Source organism: Paenibacillus koleovorans NBRC 103111 (assembly GCF_004000845.1).
GTDB lineage: Bacteria > Bacillota > Bacilli > Paenibacillales > NBRC-103111 > Paenibacillus_AA > Paenibacillus_AA koleovorans.
Window position 1 is genome coordinate 53,046 of the sequence record NZ_BIMA01000012.1, and the last position, 22,772, is coordinate 75,817.

Annotated in this window: 22 protein-coding genes; 12 read left to right on the forward strand and 10 right to left on the reverse strand. The window is 58.8% G+C overall.

The window, feature by feature from the left end; all coding sequences use genetic code 11:
- Positions 1-53 precede the first annotated feature (53 nt).
- Positions 54-1,811, reverse strand: coding sequence for an ABC transporter ATP-binding protein (locus PKO02S_RS06075; protein ID WP_127580210.1), 1,758 nt, complete (start codon positions 1,809-1,811; stop codon positions 54-56).
- The gene (locus PKO02S_RS06080; RefSeq protein WP_127580211.1) at positions 1,808-3,565 is read right to left on the reverse strand and encodes an ABC transporter ATP-binding protein; all 1,758 of its coding nucleotides are present in this window, start codon (positions 3,563-3,565) and stop codon (positions 1,808-1,810) included. Before PKO02S_RS06080 ends, PKO02S_RS06075 begins: the two co-directional genes overlap by 4 nt.
- Positions 3,566-3,761: 196 nt before the next feature.
- Between PKO02S_RS06080 and PKO02S_RS06085 the strand changes: the two genes are divergently transcribed.
- Positions 3,762-4,967, forward strand: a complete 1,206-nt coding sequence (locus PKO02S_RS06085; RefSeq protein WP_127580212.1) for a DUF3900 domain-containing protein — start codon at positions 3,762-3,764, stop codon at positions 4,965-4,967.
- Positions 4,968-4,970: 3 nt separating this feature from the next.
- Here PKO02S_RS06085 and PKO02S_RS06090 read toward each other — a convergent pair whose 3' ends face one another.
- Positions 4,971-6,065, reverse strand: coding sequence for a nitric oxide synthase oxygenase (locus tag PKO02S_RS06090; RefSeq protein WP_127580213.1), 1,095 nt, complete (start codon positions 6,063-6,065; stop codon positions 4,971-4,973).
- Between the two features lie 134 nt (positions 6,066-6,199).
- Here PKO02S_RS06090 and PKO02S_RS06095 point away from each other — a divergent pair, with 134 nt between their 5' ends.
- Together PKO02S_RS06095 and PKO02S_RS06100 are read left to right on the forward strand one after the other, a co-directional pair.
- Entirely contained in the window at positions 6,200-6,871 is a 672-nt protein-coding gene (locus tag PKO02S_RS06095) for a GNAT family N-acetyltransferase (protein WP_127580214.1), read from the forward strand.
- Between the two features lie 106 nt (positions 6,872-6,977).
- Complete coding sequence (locus tag PKO02S_RS06100; RefSeq protein ID WP_127580215.1) at positions 6,978-7,160, forward strand: hypothetical protein; 183 nt, start codon at positions 6,978-6,980, stop codon at positions 7,158-7,160.
- Positions 7,161-7,238: 78 nt separating this feature from the next.
- Here the strand turns inward: PKO02S_RS06100 and PKO02S_RS06105 are convergent, their stop codons facing one another.
- The gene (locus PKO02S_RS06105; protein ID WP_127580216.1) at positions 7,239-8,555 is read right to left on the reverse strand and encodes a serpin family protein; all 1,317 of its coding nucleotides are present in this window, start codon (positions 8,553-8,555) and stop codon (positions 7,239-7,241) included.
- A gap of 96 nt (positions 8,556-8,651) precedes the next feature.
- Entirely contained in the window at positions 8,652-8,927 is a 276-nt protein-coding gene (locus PKO02S_RS06110) for a hypothetical protein (protein ID WP_127580217.1), read from the reverse strand.
- Positions 8,928-9,098: 171 nt separating this feature from the next.
- Here PKO02S_RS06110 and PKO02S_RS06115 point away from each other — a divergent pair, with 171 nt between their 5' ends.
- From PKO02S_RS06115 to PKO02S_RS06130, 4 genes are all read left to right on the forward strand, one after another.
- Positions 9,099-9,557, forward strand: a complete 459-nt coding sequence (locus PKO02S_RS06115) for a DUF2269 family protein (RefSeq protein ID WP_127580218.1) — start codon at positions 9,099-9,101, stop codon at positions 9,555-9,557.
- Between the two features lie 227 nt (positions 9,558-9,784).
- Positions 9,785-11,284, forward strand: coding sequence for a CAP-associated domain-containing protein (locus tag PKO02S_RS06120; protein ID WP_164821318.1), 1,500 nt, complete (start codon positions 9,785-9,787; stop codon positions 11,282-11,284).
- Positions 11,285-11,324: 40 nt separating this feature from the next.
- Positions 11,325-11,504, forward strand: coding sequence for a hypothetical protein (locus PKO02S_RS06125; protein ID WP_174819881.1), 180 nt, complete (start codon positions 11,325-11,327; stop codon positions 11,502-11,504).
- Between the two features lie 260 nt (positions 11,505-11,764).
- The gene (locus PKO02S_RS06130) at positions 11,765-12,976 is read left to right on the forward strand and encodes an NAD(P)/FAD-dependent oxidoreductase (protein ID WP_127580221.1); all 1,212 of its coding nucleotides are present in this window, start codon (positions 11,765-11,767) and stop codon (positions 12,974-12,976) included.
- Positions 12,977-12,987: 11 nt separating this feature from the next.
- Here the strand turns inward: PKO02S_RS06130 and PKO02S_RS06135 are convergent, their stop codons facing one another.
- Positions 12,988-13,722 (reverse strand): 3D domain-containing protein, encoded by a 735-nt coding sequence (locus tag PKO02S_RS06135; RefSeq protein WP_127580222.1) that lies wholly within the window; start codon positions 13,720-13,722, stop codon positions 12,988-12,990.
- Positions 13,723-13,922: 200 nt separating this feature from the next.
- A complete protein-coding gene (locus PKO02S_RS06140; protein ID WP_127580223.1) occupies positions 13,923-15,131 on the reverse strand; it encodes a threonine synthase in 1,209 nt (402 codons plus the stop codon).
- A 165-nt stretch (positions 15,132-15,296) separates the two neighbouring features.
- On the opposite strand from PKO02S_RS06140, the gene panD reads away from it, so the two are divergent.
- Both panD and PKO02S_RS06150 read left to right on the forward strand, forming a co-directional pair.
- A complete protein-coding gene (gene panD, locus PKO02S_RS06145) occupies positions 15,297-15,728 on the forward strand; it encodes an aspartate 1-decarboxylase (RefSeq protein ID WP_127580224.1) in 432 nt (143 codons plus the stop codon).
- A 657-nt stretch (positions 15,729-16,385) separates the two neighbouring features.
- Positions 16,386-17,678 carry an MFS transporter gene (locus tag PKO02S_RS06150; RefSeq protein WP_373865195.1) on the forward strand — a complete coding sequence of 431 codons (1,293 nt, stop codon included), beginning with the start codon at positions 16,386-16,388 and terminating at the stop codon, positions 17,676-17,678.
- A gap of 81 nt (positions 17,679-17,759) precedes the next feature.
- Here PKO02S_RS06150 and PKO02S_RS06155 read toward each other — a convergent pair whose 3' ends face one another.
- Together PKO02S_RS06155 and PKO02S_RS06160 are read right to left on the reverse strand one after the other, a co-directional pair.
- Positions 17,760-18,455, reverse strand: coding sequence for a lipase family protein (locus PKO02S_RS06155; protein WP_127580225.1), 696 nt, complete (start codon positions 18,453-18,455; stop codon positions 17,760-17,762).
- 201 nt (positions 18,456-18,656) lie between these two features.
- Entirely contained in the window at positions 18,657-18,923 is a 267-nt protein-coding gene (locus tag PKO02S_RS06160) for a hypothetical protein (protein WP_127580226.1), read from the reverse strand.
- 191 nt (positions 18,924-19,114) lie between these two features.
- Here PKO02S_RS06160 and mscL point away from each other — a divergent pair, with 191 nt between their 5' ends.
- The 3 genes from mscL (at position 19,115) to PKO02S_RS06175 (ending at position 21,804) form a co-directional block, all read left to right on the forward strand.
- Entirely contained in the window at positions 19,115-19,585 is a 471-nt protein-coding gene (mscL, locus tag PKO02S_RS06165; RefSeq protein WP_127580227.1) for a large conductance mechanosensitive channel protein MscL, read from the forward strand.
- Between the two features lie 135 nt (positions 19,586-19,720).
- A complete protein-coding gene (locus PKO02S_RS06170; protein ID WP_127580228.1) occupies positions 19,721-20,803 on the forward strand; it encodes a Gfo/Idh/MocA family protein in 1,083 nt (360 codons plus the stop codon).
- Between the two features lie 32 nt (positions 20,804-20,835).
- On the forward strand, positions 20,836-21,804 hold the full coding sequence (locus PKO02S_RS06175; protein ID WP_127580229.1) for a sugar phosphate isomerase/epimerase family protein: 969 nt from the start codon (positions 20,836-20,838) through the stop codon (positions 21,802-21,804).
- Between the two features lie 51 nt (positions 21,805-21,855).
- Here the strand turns inward: PKO02S_RS06175 and PKO02S_RS06180 are convergent, their stop codons facing one another.
- Positions 21,856-22,692: an AraC family transcriptional regulator gene (locus PKO02S_RS06180; protein ID WP_127580230.1), complete on the reverse strand. Its 837-nt coding sequence runs from the start codon at positions 22,690-22,692 to the stop codon at positions 21,856-21,858.
- Positions 22,693-22,772: the final 80 nt, after the last annotated feature.

The following is a 22,772-nucleotide window of genomic DNA, read 5'->3' on the forward strand; positions in this document are numbered from 1 at the left end:
TGCATGAGAAACGGCACCTGCCGGGGATGAACCCGTCAGGTGCCGTTTTATGGTTATTCCGCGTCGCCCTCCCAGAGGCGTCGCATCTCGTCGCTGGCGACAAGCAGCTCATCGAGCTTGCCTTCCGCTTCGACGCGTCCGTCTTTCAGAACGATGATATGGTCGGCGTAGGCGAGCGCCGCTTTGCGATGGGAGACGACGAGACATGTTGCCTCGCGGCGCTCGAAGAGGCGCTCCCACAGCTTGCGCTCGGTCTCGACGTCGAGCGCGCTCGACAAGTCGTCGAAGACGAGCAGCTCCGCGCCGCGGACGAACATCCGGGCCGCCGCCGTCCGCTGCGCCTGGCCGCCGGACAGCTTGACGCCCCGCGGCCCGATCATCGTCTCGAGCCCGTTCGGGAGCATGGCGATGTCTTCCTCCATCACCGCGGCCCGGATCGACGTCGCGAGCCGCTCCGGCGACTCCTCCTCGCCGAGCAGCACATTGCGTTTCCAAGTGTCGCTGTAGAGCCGCGGCACCTGCGGGGTGTACGCGCTGCGCGGCGGCACGAAGAAGCTGCCGGCGTCGGCGACCTCCCGGCCGTTCCAGGCGATCGCTCCCGCATCCTTCGGGAGCAGCCCGAGCAGCGTCCGGACGAGCGTCGTCTTGCCGGACCCGATGCGCCCCGTCACGACGGTGAACGAGTGGCGGGGCAGCCGCAGGTCAATGCCCTCGATGCCTCGGCCGTTCTCGGGATAACGGTACGTCAGGCCGTTCACCTCGAGCCGATCGAGCCGATCGTCCGGCGTCCGTACCGGCTGCTCCAGCGGCGGCATGGCGCCGCGCAGGTAGAGCGGATGCGGCTCGACGAGCTTCGACGCCGGCGCATGCTGCATCAGCTCGGCCATCCGCTGTTTGGACACTTCGCTCTGCTTGAAGAGGGTCAGAAACTTACCGAAGTTCTGAATGAACTGCGTCACGAAGTTCAAGTAATAGACGAACAGCGCGAAGTCGCCCACGGTGAAGTCGCCGCGCTGCATCGACTTGGCGCCGAGCAGCAGGATGAGGCCGGTGCCGATGTTGACCGTATTGGAGAACACGGACTCGAGCAGCTGGTTCATCAGCTTATCCTTCAGCATCGCGCTGCGGCGGGTGTCGTTCAGCCGGCGGAACCGGCCGATGACGCGGTCCTCGGCGCCGGCGACCTGAATCGCCTGCACGGAGCCGAACATCTCGGCGATCGCGCCGGTCACCTGGCTCGTCGCTTCGCGGCTCATCGCCCGGTACTTCTGCAGCATGGCCGTGGACAGCTGCGCCGCCGTGACGACAACAACGAGCGGGACGAAGACGAGCAGCGTCAGCGTCACGTCGATCCGCAGCAGGATGAAGAAGGAGGCGGCGGCGAACACCGTCATGCCGAAGGCGTCGACCGACCACGACGTCGTCTCCTCCATCTGGTCGACATCGTCGCGGAAGTTGCTGATCGCCTCGCCCGGCGAAACCGGAATCGCTCTGGCGCCGGGCTCCTTCAGAATATGGCTCAGCATGTTGCGCCGCAGGAAACCTCCGATGCGGGCGCGGAACTGCACGTCGGTGACGAAGCCGACGAGGATGAGCGCCGAACGCCCGAGTGCGGCGGCCAGCAGCAACGCCACCAGCGACCAGACGCCCAAACCGGCCGCCGCCTCGCCGGAGAGCAAGTCGAAAAACTCCTTCGTGATCAACCCCGGTACGATCGGAGCCAAGTAAATGAGCGACCAGGCGGTCGCATTCATCGCATACATGCCGCCCCGATAGCGAATGGTGCGCCATAAGAACTGGAACGTCGTCATACGAGCATCTCCTCCATTCCCGCGGCCAAGATGCGGCTGTACCGGGAATCCGGATTCGCCGCCAGCTCGGTGCGTTTGCCGAACTCGGCGATGCGCCCCTCCTCCAGAATAAGGATGGCGTCCGCCCGCTGAACCGTCGCGAGGCGGTGCGCGATGATGATGCAGGTCCGGTCGCGCAGCAGCCGCCCGATGGCGGCTTCCATCTTCATCTCCGTCGCCGGATCGAGCCGCGAGGAAGCCTCGTCGAGCACGACCAGCCCCGGGTCGGTCAGGAAGACGCGGGCGAAGGCGAGCAGCTGCGCTTCGCCGGCGGACAGCCCGCCGCCGAACGATTCCAGCTGCGCCTCGAGCCCGTTCGGCAGCGAGTGGAACCAGCCAGCCAAGCCAAGCTCCTCAAGCACCCGGACGATTCTCGCATCTTCGATCGACTCATCGAAGAACGTCAAGTTGTCCCTCACGGTCCCTTGGAAAATCTCGATGTTCTGCGTGACGAGCGTCACCCGTTGGCGCAATTGCTTGAGCCGGGCGTCGCGGATCGGCACGTCGCCGAGCAGAATCGCCCCCTCTTGCACATCATAGAAGCGCAGCAGCAGGCGCGCGAGCGTCGACTTACCGCTGCCGGTCCGGCCCAGCACGCCGAGCACCTGCCCCGGCTGGACGCGGAACTGCAGCTCATGCAAGTTCCGGATGCCTTCCTCGTAGCCGAAGGAGACGCGATTGAACTGCACGGACAGAGGTCCTGCCGGCAGCGGCGTACCCGGCCCGTCGTCCGGGATGGCTGACTTCGTCTCGAGCAGCTCGCGCACGCGTACGATGCTGGCGTCCGCCTTCTGCAGATCCTCCATCTGCGTGCGGATTTTCTCGATCGGCTTGGCCATCAGCTCAGTATAGTAGAAAATCATGTACACCGTCCCAAGCGTGATGGAGCCGGCCTTCCACATCGAGTAGCTGACGGCGAAGGCAATCGCGTTGCCGATGGCGAAGACGATGATCGTCGAGATCCACATGTAGCCCCAGCCGAAAAAGGCGCGCATGCGGATCGGCAGCCATTTGCGAATGAGCAGATGGAACTTGTGCATGACATAAGCCGTCGCTCCGTTCGCGCGAGTGTCTTCCGTCCCTTCGAGATGCTCGCCCAGGAAGCCGTAAAATTCAGCGCTCATCTGACGATGCTTGCTCCAGAAAGGGACGGCGAATTTGCGTATGTAATTGATGGCGAGAATGGCGGCAATAACGAAAATAGTCATCGCGCCGCCGATCACCCAGCCTTCGAGAAACAGCAGGACGAGAATACCGACTACTAGAAAGGCGTTGCTCATCAGGGTAATGACGAAGTTGGAGAAAAAGTTGGCCAGCGCGTTGATGTCGCCGTCGACTCTTTCGATAATGGCGCCTGCCGTATGCGATTTATGAAACGACAAGTCGAGGCTCATGCAATGGGCGGCCACGTCGCCGCGCAGCTTGTTGGTCGCCACCCAGCCGACGTTCTCGCCGATATAGGCGGCTATAACCGTCACGACTTGGAGCACAAGCGACACGCCGATGAACAGTCCAGCTGCGATCAAGAGGGGCTGCAGCCGGGATTCGGATTGCGCCGTATCGAGAAAGTACCGAATGATCTGAGGGTTGATCAGCTGCATGGCGAGCGAAGCCACGAGCAGGACGGTGAGCAGCAGCATGCTGCGCCATTGCGGCCTGAGATAGCTGTAGAGCAGTCTGACATATTCGCTTAGCGGGATGTTGATGCCTTTCATTGCTGTGAACCATCCTTTCTGGCCGAGCTTCCGATTAGAGTACATTACCCGATTCGGGGCGGGCCGTCAACGGATAATTTGACTACAGGCGAACCGTCCGCCGACCTCTATAGGATTCGCCGGACGACGGTTGTCGAACCGCCCTTTTTCCGTTAAAGTAGACAACAGCGATAACTAGCCAAGGAGTCTTCATACGATGGAATTTACGATTCGTTATTTATCTTTTTTCGTCATTCAGACCGAAGGAACGGACAAGTTCTTCAAGCATTACCAGACGATGGACCGGGACGCCTATGCGGGGAGCGAGATCAAGCATTTCCTCGACGGGGAGTTCGCCCGCATCAGCAAGCGCAAGGTCGAAAAGCACCCGAATTCAGAGCATGCGCCTACGAAGATCGGCCGCTTCATCGTCGAGCCGGGGTACGACCTTGCGAGCAACCCGAATGCCGCGTTGTTCCACCGGCTGCGGACCGAGACGGACAAACAGCATTTTTTCGGCTATGCCGACGAGCTCGTGCGGATGTACATGGGCACCAATTCGGTGCGCGGCGGGGCGCTGATCGTGGCGCAAGCCCAGGCGCCGTATGTGACGGAGGAGCCGTTCGTGTTCGTCATGAAATGCGACTTCGAGCAGAAAATCGCCAGGATTGCCGATGAGCACACGCTAGTGAATGCCGTGGAGATGGCGATCAGCGCGAAAAATATGAAGTCGATCCAATACCCGCACATGCCGGAGGAGGGGATGCTCGAGCTATGGGAGCTGAAAGTCCATCAGGCTTCTCATGCCCGGTATTTCGAGGATTTCCTTAAGTTCGTCACGTACGAGAAATCGATGCCGGAGCTGATCAGCCATCAGGTGATGGATATGGTGCAGGAGTATATGGAGACGAAGTGGCAGGGGGGAGGCGTGTTTAGCGCCGATTCTTCGTTAACCGCTGCGGGCGCCGACGGGGGTGCCGGTGCCATGTCACCGGAGCCTGCGCTGCACGAGACCGCCGATACAACGGCTGCTCCGGCCCGCTACAAGGATGTACCGTATTATTATGCGGAGCAACGGGAACGGGAGGAGAAGGAGCTCGAGTTCTGGGCGGCGAGCGAGAAGCGCGATCTGCAGCAGAAATGGAGCCCCGAGCAGGTGATCGACGCCTCTTCGCGGTTAATCGATGAGCTGCCCGACCTTGACCTGAAATTCAAGCTCGATGGGACAACGATCAAGACGAAGCTGGCCGAATTCGGCGTCAGCCTGCACATCGCCCGCCATCAAGGCCGGTATGTGGTGCTGCTCGAGGGCGATGCGTTCCAGTTCGACAAAGGCTTCTCGCCGATCGAGCTGCTGCAGCCCGAGGAGCTGGAGACGGTCGTGCGCCGACTGGGCGAGCGGGAACGATCTTCGGATCGGTAATGGCTAATAGGGGGAGTCTGTAGGCGCGAAAAAATTCGGCTTCACGATTTCGTTCGCGTACGCATGTCCCCACACCGGCGTGGTTGCCGGCGAGACGGGCGGGATGAGCCAAGTCCAGTCCCCTGTGACGGCCCGTCCCGCTTGACGCTCCTGCTGCTCGAAGCGCATCAACTGCTCGGAGGCCGTGTGATGGTCCACGATGCTGACGCCGGCCGACTTGAACGAGTGCAGCACGCTGGCGTTCAGCTCGAGCAGCGCCCGATCCTTCCACAGGCTGACGTTCGTGGACGTATCGAGGCCCATCCGTGCCGCGACAATCGGCAGCATGTTGTAGCGGTCCGCGTCCGCGAGGTTGCGCGCCCCGATCTCCGTACCCATGTACCAGCCGTTGAACGGTGCGCACGGGTAGTGGATGCCTCCGATTTCGAGTCGCATGTCCGCAATCATCGGCACGGTGTACCAGCGCAGCCCGAGCGACGCGAACCAGTCCAGCTCGGGATGGTGGAGCGGCACCTCCAGGACGAGCTCCTGCGGAATCGGAAACCATCTCGGCTTCCGAGTTCCGATCTGGACGATCAACGGCAATACGTCGAAGGCGGTGCCGGCCCCTCGCCAGCCGAGCTGCTCGGCCGCTCGGGTGAGGCGAATGGAGGCGGGATCGCCGATCACGCCGTTCTCGGTTACGTAGCCCGCATAGCGGATCAACTGGTGGTTCCAGAGCCGCACCCGATGCTCGGACCCTTCCGTGTCTGCGGCGAAAAGGCTGAGCGTAGGGAGGATGTTGCCCTTATTCGTCGCGAAGTCGATATGCTGCAGGAGCGCCTCATATATGTCTTCTTCGCGAGACAGCTGGCGGAAGTCGAGTAGCCGAAGCGACCGCCAGAACAGCCGCCCGATACAGCGGTTGCTGTTGCGCCATGCGAGGCGCGCACCGTACTCGGCTTCCTCCCGGGTATGCTCGTACCGTCCGAGGAGGCCGATGTCGGAGGCGATTTCGCGCAGCCGCGAGCCGATCTCGTCCGTTCGGCCCCATTCCGTGTATGCTGTGCGGATAAAAGTCTCCGCTTCATGCAGCAATCGAGTAGACGTGTGAGGCATCTCGTCAGCATCCTTTCAACTTGGCGAACAATAGATGATGTCAGTCTATCCATCTAGTTTTCATTGTATCGTTCGTTTCGCCGCAAAAGCCATGTCAAGCCTGTGACAATCTATCGACAGAAAGAGGGATTCTCATGGAATACGTACAAATTACACGGATCGACGATCCGAACTTCGCCGCCATGCACAAGCTGATGGGGCAAGTGTTCCCCGCCGAGGAAGTGCTCGAGGCTAGCGCCTGGGCCGAGCCGCTGCAGGATCCGAGCATTCGGGTGTTCGTCGCGGTTCACGAAGGCGAGGTTGTAGGCGCCACCGAGTACCGCTACTACCCGGACCTGCAAGTCGCGATGACGGACTTCACGATCATCGGCCGCGAGGGGCTAGGCATCGGAGCGTTCCTGGCCAAGCGCCGCCAGCAGGACTTGTTCCGCATTGTCGAATCGAGCGGAGGTGTGTTGACCGGCATGTTCGCTGAGATCTACAATCCTTACTTGGTCGAAGATCACGGTTTCGGCGGAGTCAAGCCGATGAATCCGTTCGTTCGGCGCGAAGTGCTGTCCCATCTGGGCTATCGCCGTCTGGACTTCCCGTATGTGCATCCGTCCTGGCAGCAGGACGGGGAAGGCGTGCACGAGCTCGATCTGTGCTTCCTCGCTTACGACGAGAACCGGCAAGAGCTGTCGGCCGAGCTCGTCGTTCGCTTCCTCCGCAAGTATTATGCCGTGCTGGAGCCGAAGCCGGAAGCCTGGTACGCGATGGTTCGGGAGCTGGATTCCCGTGCGACGCTTGCGCTGAAGCCGCTTTAATGCAGCTGCGAGCCGGCGGAATGAGGGGGTTGGGTGCATGCTCGCAAGCGGACAGGCGTATACTACTCCAGTGCCAATGTACAACAAGAGCAAAGGAGCGGGCCGCATGTCAAACAAATACAACAACAGCACCCACGATGCCCAGCCGGACGACAAGCAGACGCCGCAGACGAACTCGATCGGCGAGCTGCGCAACGGGCGGAAGAGCGTGATCAAGAATTCCAATCCGACGGGCGACAGCACGCAGAACGAGTACTTGAACCATGTGGAGCACTCCCAGAACGAATAGCATATCCAGCTCAGAACGGCCCGCCGGTGCATGCAACCGGCGGGCCGTTTGGGGTTAGTGAAGGTAAATCAATCAAATTTATGGTCCCACAGGATCGTACACCGCGCCGACGAACAGCACCGTTCCGGTAGTCCGCTCCTCGATCGCGACGAGGAACGGGCGATTCAGCTCCATGCGGAACGGAGCGTCCGGGTTGACCTGTGCCGATCCGGCTAAGAGTTCGATAACGGTAACCGCCGCCGCCTCGCTGCCGGTCTCGTCGACGTTCAGATACGTCTTCTGCTTGACCTTCGAGACGAAAGCTTCCACCGGCGGCTGAGCCATAGCCCCGAACTCCGCCTGGCCTTCCTTGAACGCCTTCTGCATGCCCAGCGCCTGAAGCGCATCGTTCAGACCCGCCTCGTACTCCAGCTTGAACCGCGGCAGCAATACTTCGCCGGGCTTCGACTGAAGCGCCGCTTTCATCCGCTCCCATTCGCCTCCCGCCAGCTTCTTGCCAAGCGCCGCCGGACCGACGCCTTCGTCCGGCAGCAGCAGCACCATGCCGTAGTTTCCGCCGCCGTAGGGAAGCCGAACGGCTTGATAGCCATCCTGTTTGGCATACAGGTACGAGCCGCCGCGGCGCATGAACGGAGCTTGCTTCTCCTTGGCGTCCTCCAGCCGAAACGGCTTCTCCATCGTCGCTGCAGCTTGGAAAGGCGTCGTCCAGGACCCTTTGAAGTAGACGGCATTGATCAGGAACATAATGGTGTCCGAGTTAATCGGGTTGTCTACGATGGTTTTGATTTTGCCGCGAGTTTCGTCGCTCACCCAGAGGTTGATCGTATCCGCGGCCTTTGGGCTGGCGAAATCGAGGACGGTTGTTCGGGCCTTGTAGTAGTCCAAATTCGTTTTCAGAAATGCATCGTGGAACACGATCCCTTTGCGCGCCCAGAGCGAATTCGCCACCGAAACCTCTACCTTGTCGTCCGCATGAAGCAGCACATCGCGCAGTATGTCAGCCCCGCGGTTCGCCTCGTCAGCCGACCGGTCCTGGACGTGCAGCAACTTGGCGATTTCGTCTCGCGTCGAGCCGACCGCTCCGTTCATCAGCATCGACAGGGCGAACGCGGCGCTGGACGGGGATATAAACACATTCCCCTGTTTGCCGTTTTCCTCCAGCTTTCCAAGCAACTCGAAGCCGAACGCGTTGTAGCCTTGAACGAGCTGTCGATCCACGTCCGCCGCTGCGTAGCGCGCCTGGCTTTTCTTGTCTTTCCCGTTTTGTCCCGGCACAATGCCGCACCCCCCGACTACTGCTGCGATCAGCAATCCTGCCAGCCCTGTTTTCCACAAGGAATGACTCGTTCTCACCCTCGCTCCCGTTTCCATCCCTGTTCTCGAAATCACCCGCATGCCCAAAACCCCCTAATCGGCCCTTTGCAGGCACAGACGAGGGGGCGGCTTCTAATGTTGCAAGTAGTTGCCGTTCGGGAAGCTCCGTCCAAAAATTTATTTGTCTCCGCGGTCGATATGGCCTCTCGGGGAGTCATGCTTCGTATGCTCCGGCACAAGCCGATTCATATGCGGATGCTCGGTTTCGCTCGTAGTCGTATCTACCTCGTACCGGACCAGCTGCCATGCGGTTTCGCCCAGCATCGGGTCGTGATCGAACACCTGCCCTTTCGCATAGTACTGCTCCCGTCCCCACTCATTCGAATATACGCCGGTGATTTCCACAGATTCGCCGGAAATCGGATTCATCGCGCGATCGGAATGTTCACTCATCGTTTTGCCTCCTTCTTCATCATTCCTTCTTCATCGTTCATGCCTTTGTTCATGCCAACCTAGTGTGCCCCAATATTTTTGACCCGGAGGAGGAAATTGTTCCTGATTTTCGAATACATATTTGATGTGAATAGGTATGAAGTCCCAGAAATTGAATCGGAGGCTGCGGGTATGAAATATTTGGTGTTGCTCCATGTGTTGTCGGCTATAATCGGGGTAGGCCCGACGTTTTTCGGCCATGTGTTGTACCGGAAGAAGCAGACGGCGAATGAGTTGCGAGTGTCGGTGAAGCTGATGGCGATGCTGGAATTTTTCCCGAAAATCGGAGGTTCGATTGCCGTCTTGAGCGGCCTGCTGCTGTTTTTTCTGAACGACTATTATGGTCCCTTCACACAGGTATGGTTGTTGGGGTCGCTCATCTTGTACATCCTGATCCAGATTGTCGTCATCGGCCTCGCCACGCCTCCCGCCAGGAAACTGGCCGCTTGGCTGAGCGATCCCGCGAACAAGAACGTCCAGGACAGCTTGCCGGAGGAGCCGAAGCTGCTGCTGCATCGGGTGAACGGGCTGTTCTACCTGGCATCCGGCATGGGGACGCTGTTATTTATTTTTATGATTTTGAAGCCGTAGCTGGAGGACATTGTTCTGAAAAGGGTGCTGGAAGCGTCTATCCGCCGAAAGGGGAAGGGCGCTTTTTTTCGTCTGCTTGACAGGAACCGATTCGCGCATGTCGAATTTCTTCTACTAAGAAGTCACTGCACAGGCACAGACGGTATCCCCCGAAAGAACGAAGCTCTTGCGAAATGTATCCCGACAGCACGTTGTCGAACGATGGCATGAAGGGAAGGTTGAATGCGATGAAAGTGGGAACATGGGACATTAGAAAATGGCTCCTGCTGGGGCTGCTAATAGTGCTTGGAATCGGAAATGCCGCATGGCTGTCGCCTTCCGAGGTTGGGGCGGCGGAAACGTCGGGGGCATCCTCCTCGCTGGTCAAATTCAGCGACACGGACCGGCATTGGGCGCAGGAAGCGATCGGCTGGGGCGTCGCGAACAAGATTGTCAACGGCTATGAGGACGGGACGTTCCGTCCGGACCGCGTCGTGACGGAGGCGGAGTTCCTCGCGCTGCTGTTGCGCGCGTTCCCGGTGACGAACTCCGGCTATGCGGAGTCGCTGAGCCCCTGGTACGGCATCTACTTCACGTACGCGGCCGGGCAGAACTGGCCGGTCGTGCCGGCGCTCGCGAACGAGCCTTACTCCCGGGGCGAGGCCGCGCGCCTAATCGCCGCGACTCAAGCGCAGTCGCTGCCGGTGGACGGCGCGATCGAGTTCCTGCTGCTGCATGGACTGGCGCAGGGCAAGACAGCGGCCACCGTCGAAGGGTTCGGCAAGTACGATACGCTGACGCGCGCCGAGTCGCTCCAGTTCATCCGCAACCTGGTGAACAAGAAGCTCACCTTGTCAGCGGCGCCTCCGGGCAATCCCGCGGACAGCGGGCCGCAGGTGTCCTTCGCCGTGCGCGGCGTGACGATCGGCGACTTCGAGAGCACGGTCGTCAATAAGCTGGGGCAGCCGCAGCGCAAGGATGCGAGCGAATACGGCTTCCAGTGGTACATCTACAATTCGGATTACGCGAACTACGCCCAGATCGGTATGCAGAACGGCCAAGTGGTGGCGCTGTTCTCGAATGCGGTCAACTGGTCGACCGACACCGGCATTCGCACCGGCAGCACCGGGACGGAGCTGGCTAACGCCTACGGCGAGCCGATGAAGTACATGACCAAGGGCAACACCCGGTTCAGTATGTCGGACACGGACAAGGAGCCGACCTACGAGCGTAACGGCAGCTTCGTGACGTTCTTCATCGATCTGCACGACGACAAAAAAGTAACGGCGATGCAGGTGATCGACAAGGGTGTAGAGTACAGCAAGCCGGGTTATTACGGCTCGCCCAGCGAGGAGCTGCGGATCGCGTACGAGAAGGAGCTGCTCGACCTCGCGAACGTAGCCCGCGCCCGTGTCGGCAAACGCGCCTACACCTGGGACGACAAAATAGCCGACACGGCGCGCAAGCATAGCAAGGATATGGCGGACAACGACTTTTTCGCGCACAAGAACTTGGCCGGGCAAAGCCCGTTCGACCGGATGCGGGCGGACGGCATCTTGTACAGCCGCGCGGCGGAGAACATCGCAGCCGGCCAGACGAGCGCCATCTTCGCGCACAGCGGCTGGATGAACTCGGATGAAGGGCATCGCGAGGCGATTCTGGGCGATACGGTACGGCTGGGGGTCGGGGTGTACTTCGGCGGCAGCATGAAAATTTATTACACGCAAAACTTTTATACTCCCAGGTAATAGTAAGAACGAAGAATCAATTTCAAGAGGAGAATGTGAAGTGACGGATGAATCGCGCAAAATCTCGCTGGCCGAAGCGACGAAGCGGAAGCTGGCGGAGAAAAAGGCAGCCGGCGACGGGAAGCAGCAGAAGCAAAAGCACGGCCTTAGCGGCAACCAGACGATGAAGAGTCAGTTGACGAAGAAGCCGAACAACCAGAAAAAGCGGACGGGCGTTTAGCATATGTTGATGTAGGAGTGGTGGCGGATCCTTTGGGAGCCTGCGAGCAGCAGCTTGCGGCAGCCCGGGGTCCGTTTTTTAGTTGAGCCAAGGGACCAGTCCCAGATCGTTCACTTTCGGCAAAGAGGAGCGGTTTTTACTCGAATCGATGGATAGAGCGGCGGGTACGCGGGGAAAATGGAGCCATACATAGACAAAATCAGATTGGATTTGGACCGGGATCGGCATCGGCATTTCATCCGGGGAAGAGGCAATCCTTCATGTACATTTGTTCGGAAAACACACTGTGGAAAGCGATCGCTCCACCGCCTCGATCTTATCCGATACTAGAGGAAGATCTGGAATGCGACGTGCTGGTTATTGGAGGCGGTATGTGCGGGGCGCTGGTCGCTTCGCTCTTGATGGAACAGCAGGTCGATACGGTTCTGGTAGACAAACGCGGGATAGCGGAAGGAAGCACCGCCGCCAACATCGGCTTGCTCCAGTTTTCGAACGACAAGTCGCTCTCCGCCTGCATGCGGACATTCGGCGAGGAGCGGGGCTTGCGGTTTTACCGACGCTGTGCGGAGGCGTTGGACGAACTGGAACGGCTCGCAGCGGGGCTGGCCGACCGGGCTGATTTCGTGCGTCGGCCGAGCTTGTACTTCGCGAGCGAGGCCAATCATCTCCCGGCGCTGCGGGAAGAGTACGAGACGTTGAAGCAACATGGGTTCGCCGTAGACATTTGGGACCAGGACCGGATCACCGAACATTACGCGTTCTCCAAACCAGGGGCCATCTACTATCACGACGACGCAGAACTGGACCCGTACCGGTTCGTGCACGGACTATTGGATGCGGCCCGGGATCGTGGGCTGAGGATCTATACCCATACGGAAGTGTTCGGTCAGGCAGAAGACCGGGATGCGCTCGTCTTCCACACAGGCCGCCACCGGATCAGAGCGAAATATGCCGTATGTGCGGCAGGGTGCGAGGCGCAGCAAATCAAGCGCACGCCGAACGCGGAGGTGACGAGCACGTTTGCGATCGCTACGCCTTCGTTGCCGGCCGAAGCGTTCAAGGGCTGGCACGCCCGCAGTCTGATCTGGGAAACGGCGAGGCCGTATCTGTACCTGCGTACTACCGCAGACAACCGCATCCTCGTCGGCGGACTCGACGATAGCTTCACCCTGCGCAGCGAATGCGAGCGCATGCTCCCGCGCAAGCGCGAGCTGCTGCTCGAGGCGATGCGGCGGCTGTTCCCTGCACTCGGCGAGGTGACCGCCGAGTATGCCTGGTGCGGCGCCCTCGGCAGCTCGCATGACGGGATGCCGATGATCGGCCGCCAAGCCGGCTTTCCGGGTCGCTGCTATTTCATGCTCGGTTACGGAGGGAACGGTACCGTGTACGGCATGATCGGGGCCAAGCTCATCGCCGATTGGATCGTGGAGGGACAGAGTCCGGACGCCGATTTGTTTCGTTTCGATCGATAGTCGCGACTAGGTTAAGCTAGGACGTATACCAGCACGTTTTGTTTGATCCCGAACTCCCGCGCTTCGCCCAGATCATTCATGAAGACGTCGATTCTCGCGCCGCGGATGGCGGAGCCGATGTCCTCAGCTTTGCGGACGCCGATGCCGTCGATGAAGACGGTCGCTCCAATCGGAATGACCCGGGGATCGACGGCGATCGTCCGGCCTTCCGTCGCGCTGCTGCCGCTGTATGTAGTGCCGTAACCGGGATCGGAGGGGCGTTTGCCCGTCGATTCGACCCCTGCCGTATACGCCGTCAAGGTGGACATGAGCACTTTGCTGACGACCGGAGCGGAGCCGGTTGGCATGCTCATGTCGATCATTTTCGGAATAACCAGCTCTTGGCCGATCTTTAGCGAGTTGGCATCTTGGATGCCATTAACGGCAGTTAAGTCGTTCACAGTCACTCCGAACGTTCTAGCGATTCGATAGAGCGTGTCTCCCGAATTGACCTGATAGACGATAGGCTGAGAGGTGAGCTCAGGCTCCTGTGTCTGCACAGGTGCGGGCGCTTGGTAAAAGTGCCGTTCGGCGGCGTATTGGGGGTCGCATTCATAAGAGCCGCAAGCATCGTCATAGAACGAGGCTTCATACGCGTAGGCCGCCGTTCCGCTGGAGTACACATGGACGGTCAAGGCGATGAAACCGATGTAACCGATGAATACAAGCAGAAACCATTTATTTGCTTTCCGGGATAGACGTTGCATGGGGAAGCCTCCTATTCTTGGCTACTAGAATTGTGTTGCATGGCTAGTAACTAGAATGGCCACCTTCTATCGAAAATAAACATGAATCTAGCAAAAAGCGTACTCGAGGCCGATAGAAAATGCCCCCGCTCGACTGGATTCGGGCAGGGATAGGGGTTTCCGAGCTGAAGCAGACGCATGGCGAAATCGAGCTAGCGAAGCTACAGCCATTGCCTCAGCTCCGCGTAGCTGCTCACCACGGGAGGTGCGGGCGACGGCTTCCAGTTCAAATATTTGTCCGCATGCGACGTGTGGAATAGCACGACGGATTCGCCAGCGGCGATCCAGCCGCTCTCTCGCAGCTGCAGCAGCGCCGCCAGCGTCGCTGCGCTTTCGGACGAGGAGGAGAGGCCCTCGAATCCGAACTGCCGCTGGGCTCTGGCGATCTCGACCGTCGTCACTTCCACGGCGGTGCCTTCCGACTCGCGCAGGATCGAGGCGATCAAGTCGCCGTCCGGCGGGTTCGGCACGCGCAGTCCGGTCGGCGACGACGTGACCGGCTCCGGCACGGGGCGCACGGAGCCGCCGTCGCGCAGCGCCGACACGAGAGGGGCGCATCCGGCTTCCTGCACGCTGACGAGTCTCGGCAGGCGGCGGTCCGCCAGCCATCCGAGCTCCCCCAGCTCGCGGAACGCCTTCCACAGCCCGACGATGCCGGAGCCTCCGCCTGTCGGGTAGATGATGACGTCGGGCAGCTTCCAGTCGAGCTGCTCCGCGACTTCCAGGCCCATCGTCTTCTTGCCCTCCACGCGGCCGGGCTCCTTCATCGTCCCGGCGTGGAACCAGCCTTGCTCGGCTTTGCCTTGTTCGATGATAGCGCCGGCATCATGAATAAGCCCGTTCACCTGGAACGTGCTTGCTCCGTAACGTCGGCATTCTTCCATAATGATGCCCGGGCAGTCCCGAGGCACGATGACGTACGCCTCCATGCCCGCTCTGGCGGCGTAAGCGGCCATGGCGGAGGCGGCGTTGCCGTTGGACGGGACGGCGACCCGGGTAATGCCGTATTCGTGCAGCATGGAGATCGTGGAGGAGAATCCTCTCGCCTTGAAGCTGCCGGTCGGATTTTGCTCCTCGCGCTTGACATGCACTTCACTCAGGTCAAGCCGGCGTTCGAGGCGGGGCAGCCGAATGAGCGGCGTCCAGCCTTCGCCGAGCGTTACGATTGACTCGTACGAGGCGAGGGGCAGCAGCTCCCGGTAGCGCCACATCGAGGCGATGCGGCTGTTCAGCGCGTCCCTGCTCAGGGTATGCGCGACCTGCTCGAGGTCGTAGTGGACGAGCAACGTGCCGCCGCAGGCGCAGCGACCCGTCAGCTCGAATTTCCTCTTTGTGTGGCAGCGAGTACATCGCAAGTAGAATCTGTCCATCGAGTAGCCTCCTATCCAGCATTCCACCATTAACATACACATTCGCCTTTGGTTGGGAACGGCTAAGACCTAGAACCGAGTCGGGATTGGGCGGCGGCCCAGCAACAAACCCGGGCGGTGTCATAAGATGGATAGACGCTTGCAATGAGGAAGGAGTTGTACGTCTTGCAGAGATGGATGTGCAAGGGGAAAATACATCGGGCGACCGTGACTGAGGCGTGGCTCGACTACGTGGGGAGCATCACGATCGACACTCTGCTGATGCAGCAGGCCAACATCATGCCGTATGAGATGGTGCAGATCACGAGCCTGCGCAACGCCACCCGGTGGAAAACGTACGCGATTCCCGCTCCGGTCGGATCGGGTAAAATATGTTTGAACGGGCCGCCGGCCCATCTGTTCGCGCCGGGCGACATCGTCATCATTTTGAGCATGGGCATGTACTCGGAGGAAGAGGTCGAGAAGCTGCAGCCGACCGTCGTCTTCGTCGACGGAGACAATCGCATCACCGGCGTGGAGCGGCACGATCTCGTCGTGCATCGGCAGGATGCGGCGCTGGAGGCAGCGGAGGCGGAGGCCGACGTGTTTACGGGGTAAGGTTGGTTAGTTGGGGGCGAAAAGCCGATCCGGAAGCGGTCCATTGCACCCAGACGTTTACGTAATCCGAAAAAGTCGGACTAGAGAGACGGTTGTCATCCGGATGTGCTCCCTAGTCCGAATGAACCGAATTGGAGAGGCTTTTCCGATGGGGGTGCGCGAAAATGGCTTTGCAAGTGGGTGAAATCGGACTAGGGAGGACTTCACACCTCGCAGGCGCTACGCAGTCCGAAAAAGTCGGACTGCATGGGAGTAGTGAATGTGAAGGAGGTAGGGAGCAGGGCAGGGCAAGGGCAGGGCAGGGGCAGGGAATGGGGGAATGGGGGAATGGGGGAACTTGGCAGAAAGGCATGGTTACTGGCTGGGTACGGCAGTGTTGTGCTGGAAAGATGGGGTCAGAGCTGAGAGTAACTTTAGATGCAACAGAACCGGCCACCCTCCAAGTAACCTTGCTTGTTTCGCAGTCCGAAAAAGTCGGACTAGAGAGACGGTTGTCATCCGGATGTGCTTCCTAGTCCGAATGAACCGAAGGACCGTACGCCAGGACGGTTCTCTCACCGGGAAAAACGGACATACCTAATATTTCCCTTGAAGCGGAGGAAGAGGTGGCGTAGACTAGAAACGCAATCTTTTCGCCAATGAGCAAGGGGGTAAACAATGAAACCAACCACAACAGAAACGAAACCTGCTCAACCGTCAATGGGAGCGTTTCTGCGCAATCCGTTCGTCCGTACAATCCTGCTGTCCGGCTTGTTTCTGCAAATAGGCATCTGGGTGCGCAATTACGCGATTCTGCTGTTCGTTATGGAGCAGACCAACGAAGATCCGTTCGCCGTCTCCATGATCGCGGTGGCCGAATTCGCGCCGATCTTCATTTTCTCGTTCATCGGAGGCACGTTCGCCGACCGCTGGCGGCCGAAGCGGACGATGGTCTGGTGCGACATCCTGAGCGCCGCCTCGATCTTCGCCGTCATGCTGGCGTTGTTCATGGCCGACTGGAAGGTCGTCTTCTTCGCGACGCTAGTCTCCTCGATTCTATCGCAGTTCTCGCAGCCGGCCGGTATGAAGCTGTTCAAGATCCACGTCCCGTCGGAGCAAATGCAGGTAGGCATGTCGATGTATCAGACGATGTTCGCGTTGTTCATGATTCTCGGTCCGATTCTAGGGACCTTCGTGTACCAGACATTCGGGATTGAAACCGCCATCGGCATTATGGGCGTAGCCTTCATCTTATCGGCCGCCGTGCTTACATTCTTGCCGCCGGACCCGGCGCAAGCGACGGATAGGCCGAAGACGACGCTCCGTCAAGAGATGGCCGACGGCTTCCGCTATGTAGTGAGGAGCAACATCCTCTTCAAGCTCGGAGGCTGTTTCGCCGCTGCAGGGTTCGCCCTGGGGCTCATCCAGCCGCTGACCGTCTTCCTCGTCACCGAACGGCTCGACTTGCCGAAGGAAAACCTTCAGTGGCTCATGATGGCCAACGGCGTCGGTATGATTCTCGGCGGCGGGCTGACTATGGCGCTAGCGAAAAAAGCAACGCCCCAAAAGCTGCTCGTGCTGGGCATGTCCGTCAGTGCGATAGCCTTGCTGATCTGCGGTCTGTCCACGAGCCTGCCTCTCACACTGGGAGCCGAATTCGTCAGCGGGATGGTATTGCCGTGCATTCAGATCGGGATTAATACGATGATTTTGCAAAATACCGAGGGATCGTTCGTGGGCCGCGTCAACGGCATCCTGAATCCGCTTTTCATGGGTTCGATGGTCATCACGATGAGCTTGGCGGGTATGTTGAAAAAAGCGACGAGTCTCGTCGTCATGTTCGAAGCGGCGACCGTACTGTTCTTGATCGGCATTCTGTTCATTTTGCCGCTCTTGCGTCTGCCGGCTCAAGCCGTTCCGCAAGCTGCGGGAGCTCCAGCCGGACAACCGGAATCGACGTCCTCCAACTAGAAAATGCAAAAAACCCGGTCGGATTTTCTCGGCTGGGTTTTTGTTTTGCCGCCGGTCGATCTACGCAATCATCAGCGTGATTCAAGTGTTAGCCCCACTGTAAGTGACACTTTCCTCGCCTTGCATCCAGCTCCACAAAAAATCGGTCATTTTCTGCATGTTCGTCACATTGTTCTCGTCCTTGCTCTTGCTGCAAAAATAATGCGGATGCCCGCCCCGAATCGGCAGCCGAACGCGAATCTTAGCCGGACGGAACCAGTGGAATGCGCACCTGGAAATCCAGTCCCCCCAACGACCGCTATGCTCTACGGCCAGCACTTTGTCGCGGCAGTCGCGGCAAATCGGAATTTCCGGCGAGCCGATCATGAAGACGCGTCGCACCGGGTAGCCGATCCGATTCAGCAATTGAGCGGCTTTATACGAAGCAATCCCGCCTCCGCTGTGCCCGATCAGCACGATGCCGCCTCCATTCACCGGATCATACGCTTTGCGAATGTCCTGGAACAACGTTTGTCCGCCGATCGTATGGGCCGCCTGCCGATAAATATCCATCCCGACGGTCAGCACCTGTTTGGCGATAAACCGCCTTTGTTTGCTCAGCGGAACCTCGTCCATTGTCCCGTAAGGGTAAAAGCAGCCGAACCGAACCGTCTGCAATCCTTTCTCCCGGTAGCGCCGTTCTATGTCGTTCATCGCGTCGTGGAACATCTTGCTCGTGCGCATCATGCTGATGCCGGCTGCGAAGTATACGGATACCGAAGACTCACTTGCGCGCATCCTGAAGCCGCCTCCTCCGTCTGTACAAAAAAGAACCGCATGTGTAGTATGTCCGGATTCGCTTTCGTCATTTGCGGGAAGCGTTATTAAAAAAACGCCTCCTCCGGCAAAGTCGGAAAAGGCGGTCCATATGTTGGCAGCGTGATGGAGAGAACGTGTAACGGGGACGCTAAAACAAATCGCAATGCCGGTCAAGCGCTCTTAGCTGCGGGTTCCTTTCCGGACGGACATCAGGGCGGTGACGAGCCAGACGATGCTTGCAACCACATACACGGGAACAACGACAACGCCCAGCATGGCGAGATTGGACAAGTCCTCCCAACCGTCGGTCGGACGCAATTGATTGTACAGCATCGCCAGACAGCCTGCGACATACAGGACAAATGCAATCCAGCGCTTTTTCATGGCCGTAATGATCGGGAAAATCAGCAGGATGGCCCAAATGAATACATATACGATAGGGTTCATTTCGGATCGAAGCCTCTCTTCCATGGAGTTTAAGCGCTTGTAGCCCAACGGTAGTGCAGCGCTTCTTTTATCATATCAGGTTTTAAGCGGCAGGGCATGCCAATTTGCTCTGGCGTTAGGCGTGAGGACAAGCTACACTTGGAGATGAAACGATGACATTTTGTATGGGACAAAGGAGGATTTATAAGGAAATGTGGAAAGAATTTAAGGAATTCGCCATGAAAGGCAATATGGTTGATCTGGCGATCGGGGTCATTATCGGTACGGCCTTCGGCAAAGTAGTCACGTCGATTGTGAACGATTTGGTCATGCCGCCGATCGGGCTGCTGCTGGGCAAGGTTAATTTCTCCAATTTGTACATCAGTCTGAATGGCGAGTCGTATGAAAATTTGGATGCTGCCAAAAAAGCTGCCGCCCCGACGTTGAACTACGGCCTGTTCATCAACACCTTGCTCGATTTTCTGATCGTGGCGTTCGTTATTTTCATGGTCGTGAAGCAACTGAACCGCCTGCGCCGCAAGAAGGAAGAAGCGCCGAGCAAGCCAACCGTCAAACCGTGCCCCGAGTGTCTGTCGGAAATCCCGATCGCGGCCAAAAGATGCAAGTACTGCACCACGGAGCTGAACGATCATGCAGACGGGAAGGCCGGGTCGCTAGCTTAAACGTCGGTTGCCGTTCGCAATTCGTAGCCGGAAAGTTCATGTTTTTTGCATTTACTTCATGTTCTGGGTACCAGCTTTGTGATTACATAAGAGTTGTGTTCATTTTGAAAAATGATAGGGAGGCTGTTATTAACAATGGCAAAGTTGAGAATCGGCATTATCGGTACCGGAGGTATTGCAAACGGCAAGCATATGCCAAGCCTCAAGCGACAAGGCAACGTAGACATGGTAGCGTTCTGCGACATCGTGGAGGAGCGCGCGGTTAAGGCGGCTAACGATTTCGGTGCGGAAGGCGCGAAGGTATATACGGATTACAGGGAAGTTCTGAAGGACGGCAGCATCGACGTCATTCATGTATGTACGCCGAACTACAACCACGCGGAGATTACGATCGCCGCTCTGGAAGCCGGCAAACACGTCATGAGCGAGAAGCCGATGGCGATCTCGTCCGTAGAAGCTCGCGCGATGGTGGAAGCGTCCAAGCGTACCGGCAAGAAGCTGACGGTCGGCTACAACAACCGGTTCCGGTCGGACAGCCAGCACCTGAAGAAAGTGTGCCAAGCCGGCCAACTGGGCGAAATTTACTATGCGAAAGCGCATGCGGTTCGCCGTCGCGCCGTTCCTACATGGGGTGTGTTCCTGGATGAAGAGAAGCAAGGCGGGGGCCCGCTCATCGATATCGGCACGCACGCGCTTGACCTGACGCTGTGGATGATGGACAACTATAAGCCAGTCAGCGTAACGGGCTCTGTATTTCACAAGCTGGGTAGCCGTCCGAACTCCGCGAATGCTTGGGGTCCTTGGGATCCGGAGAAGTTCACGGTGGAAGATTCGGCTTTCGGCTACATCAAAATGGAGAACGGCGCGACGATCGTGCTCGAGTCCAGCTGGGCGCTGAACACGCTTGATGTGAAGGAAGCGAAGACGACGCTTTGCGGAACGGAGGGCGGCGCCGACATGGAAGCTGGCCTGCGTTTGAACGGAGAAGCTTTCAGCCGGATGTGGCAGCAAGATGTTAATTTGAAATCGGGCGGCGTGGCTTTCTTCAGCGGTTCGGAGGAGAAGGACAGCGATCTGGAGATGCGCGTATGGATTGACGCCATCTTGAACGACACTGAGCCGGTTGTCAAGGCGGAGCAAGCGCTTGTAGTCACCGAAATTCTCGAGGCGATCTACGAGTCCGCCAAGACAGGCAAGACCGTTTACTTGAACCAATAATCATAAATGAATAGGGAAGAGGTGCGGACTCTATGAAGCTTGGGGTATTCACCGTATTGCTCGGCGGCAAGCCGCTCGAGGAAGCACTCGACATTATTGCGGCGAAAGGGCTGCAAGCGGTCGAGATCGGGACAGGCAATTGGCCGGGCAACGCGCACTGCGATCCGGACGCGCTGCTGGCCGACGAAGGCAAGCTGAAGGCGTTCAAGCAAGCGGTCGAGTCGCGCGGCTTGATCATCAGTGCTTTCAGCTGCCACGGCAACCCGCTGCATCCGCAGAAGGCGATCGCGAAGGATTTCCACGACACGTTCGTGAAGACCGTCGATCTCGCGCAGCGGCTGGAAGTGCCGGTCGTGAACACGTTCTCCGGCTGCCCGGGCGACAGCGACGATGCGCTGTACCCGAACTGGCCGGTCGCTCCGTGGCCGAACGATTTCCAGGACCTGCTCAAGTGGCAGTGGGAGGAGAAAGTCATTCCGTATTGGACGGAATGGGCCCAGTATGCGGCGGAACGCAATGTGAAGATCGGCCTCGAGCTGCACGGCGGTTTCTCCGTGCATACGCCGGCTACGCTGCTTCGCCTGCGTGAAGCAGTCGGTGAAACGATCGGCGCCAACCTCGATCCGAGCCACATGTGGTGGCAAGGCATCGACCCGGTGCAGGCGATCCAGATTCTCGGCCGCGCCGGCGCGATCCATCACTTCCATGCGAAGGACACGTCGATCGATCCGATCAACGTGAACCGCCACGGCTTGACCGACATGCAGTCGTACAGCTTGATGCTGGACCGCGCCTGGCAGTTCCGCACGGTCGGCTTCGGCCACGACCTGAAGACTTGGGCGGACATCATGAGCGCGCTCCGTCTCGTCGGCTACGACTATGTCGTCAGCATCGAGCACGAGGACGGGCTGATGTCGATCGACGAAGGCTTCTCGAAGGCCGTCAGCAACCTGCAGCAAGTGTTGATCACCGAACCGCTCGGCCAGATGTGGTGGGTGTAAGGTGTAGATAGAAAGGCCCGCCTCCGGCTTTGCAGCCGGGGCGGGCCTTTTTTAATCCTGCTCCTCGCTGTCCGCATGCCGGAACGCCTTGGGCGACATGCCGTAGCGCGATTTGAACATCCGGTAAAAATATGTGTAGCTGTTGAACCCGGAAGCCTCGGCGATTTGCTCAAGCGACATTTTGCTGAACAGGATGCGCTCGCGGGCGATAGACAAGCGGATTTGCAGCGTATACTGCATGATCGATTGGCCGAAAATGGATTTGAACAAGTGAACGGCGCGCGACACGCTAAGGCCCACATGCTGTGCCACGTCCTCGAGCCGGATTGGAGTGAGTGCATGCTCCTCGATGTAGCTCTTCATCTGCACGGCGAGGAACGACTTGCCCTTGGTCGAATAAAATTGTTGCTCGGACAAAATCCGTTCGATGCTCAGGCACAGAATGCGCAAGTAGTAGTCGGAAATTTCCTTATAGCGTCCCTTCACCCGCTGCTGCTCGAGCGAGGCGTGGCGAAGCAGGTTGAGGATGTCCTCGCTTAGCGGAATGTGGGCTTTCTGCGGCTTGGGCGACTTGTTCCACCACTGATCCAGCCACGACCCCCGGCAAAAAAAGTAATAGTCGCCGCTAAAAACGGCCGTTTCTCCGTTCGCCTGCTGCTCGGTATCGACGCGGAGGTCGTAGATATCCCCGGGCTTGTACATGAGCAGGTCGCCCGGCTGAATAAGCTCGAGCTGCCCGTTCACGAGCGCGCGGCAGCGGCCTTCCGTTTGGAAGCGGATGAGATAATTGCGGAGCCCCTTGCGGGAAGCGGCCTGGAACGGCTTCGTATGATGGGTATAACCGGCCGACAACACTTCGCAGAACGTGGGCGATAACTCTTTAGGCACCTGGGGCCTCCTGGGACAAAAGTGGCATTTATGGTTCCAGTATAACCGAATTGAGGCGTCCCCGACAGATTTCCACAAAA

Coding starts and splice junctions, on each gene's coding strand:
- PKO02S_RS06075 (WP_127580210.1), bottom strand. CDS start 1,811: ATGACGACGTTCCAGTTCTTATGGCGCACCATTCGCTATCGGGGCGGC.
- PKO02S_RS06080 (WP_127580211.1), bottom strand. CDS start 3,565: ATGAAAGGCATCAACATCCCGCTAAGCGAATATGTCAGACTGCTCTAC.
- PKO02S_RS06085 (WP_127580212.1), top strand. CDS start 3,762: ATGGAATTTACGATTCGTTATTTATCTTTTTTCGTCATTCAGACCGAA.
- PKO02S_RS06090 (WP_127580213.1), bottom strand. CDS start 6,065: ATGCCTCACACGTCTACTCGATTGCTGCATGAAGCGGAGACTTTTATC.
- PKO02S_RS06095 (WP_127580214.1), top strand. CDS start 6,200: ATGGAATACGTACAAATTACACGGATCGACGATCCGAACTTCGCCGCC.
- PKO02S_RS06100 (WP_127580215.1), top strand. CDS start 6,978: ATGTCAAACAAATACAACAACAGCACCCACGATGCCCAGCCGGACGAC.
- PKO02S_RS06105 (WP_127580216.1), bottom strand. CDS start 8,555: ATGCGGGTGATTTCGAGAACAGGGATGGAAACGGGAGCGAGGGTGAGA.
- PKO02S_RS06110 (WP_127580217.1), bottom strand. CDS start 8,927: ATGAGTGAACATTCCGATCGCGCGATGAATCCGATTTCCGGCGAATCT.
- PKO02S_RS06115 (WP_127580218.1), top strand. CDS start 9,099: ATGAAATATTTGGTGTTGCTCCATGTGTTGTCGGCTATAATCGGGGTA.
- PKO02S_RS06120 (WP_164821318.1), top strand. CDS start 9,785: ATGAAAGTGGGAACATGGGACATTAGAAAATGGCTCCTGCTGGGGCTG.
- PKO02S_RS06130 (WP_127580221.1), top strand. CDS start 11,765: ATGTACATTTGTTCGGAAAACACACTGTGGAAAGCGATCGCTCCACCG.
- PKO02S_RS06135 (WP_127580222.1), bottom strand. CDS start 13,722: ATGCAACGTCTATCCCGGAAAGCAAATAAATGGTTTCTGCTTGTATTC.
- PKO02S_RS06140 (WP_127580223.1), bottom strand. CDS start 15,131: ATGGACAGATTCTACTTGCGATGTACTCGCTGCCACACAAAGAGGAAA.
- PKO02S_RS06150 (WP_373865195.1), top strand. CDS start 16,386: ATGAAACCAACCACAACAGAAACGAAACCTGCTCAACCGTCAATGGGA.
- PKO02S_RS06155 (WP_127580225.1), bottom strand. CDS start 18,455: ATGCGCGCAAGTGAGTCTTCGGTATCCGTATACTTCGCAGCCGGCATC.
- PKO02S_RS06160 (WP_127580226.1), bottom strand. CDS start 18,923: ATGAACCCTATCGTATATGTATTCATTTGGGCCATCCTGCTGATTTTC.
- mscL (WP_127580227.1), top strand. CDS start 19,115: ATGTGGAAAGAATTTAAGGAATTCGCCATGAAAGGCAATATGGTTGAT.
- PKO02S_RS06170 (WP_127580228.1), top strand. CDS start 19,721: ATGGCAAAGTTGAGAATCGGCATTATCGGTACCGGAGGTATTGCAAAC.
- PKO02S_RS06175 (WP_127580229.1), top strand. CDS start 20,836: ATGAAGCTTGGGGTATTCACCGTATTGCTCGGCGGCAAGCCGCTCGAG.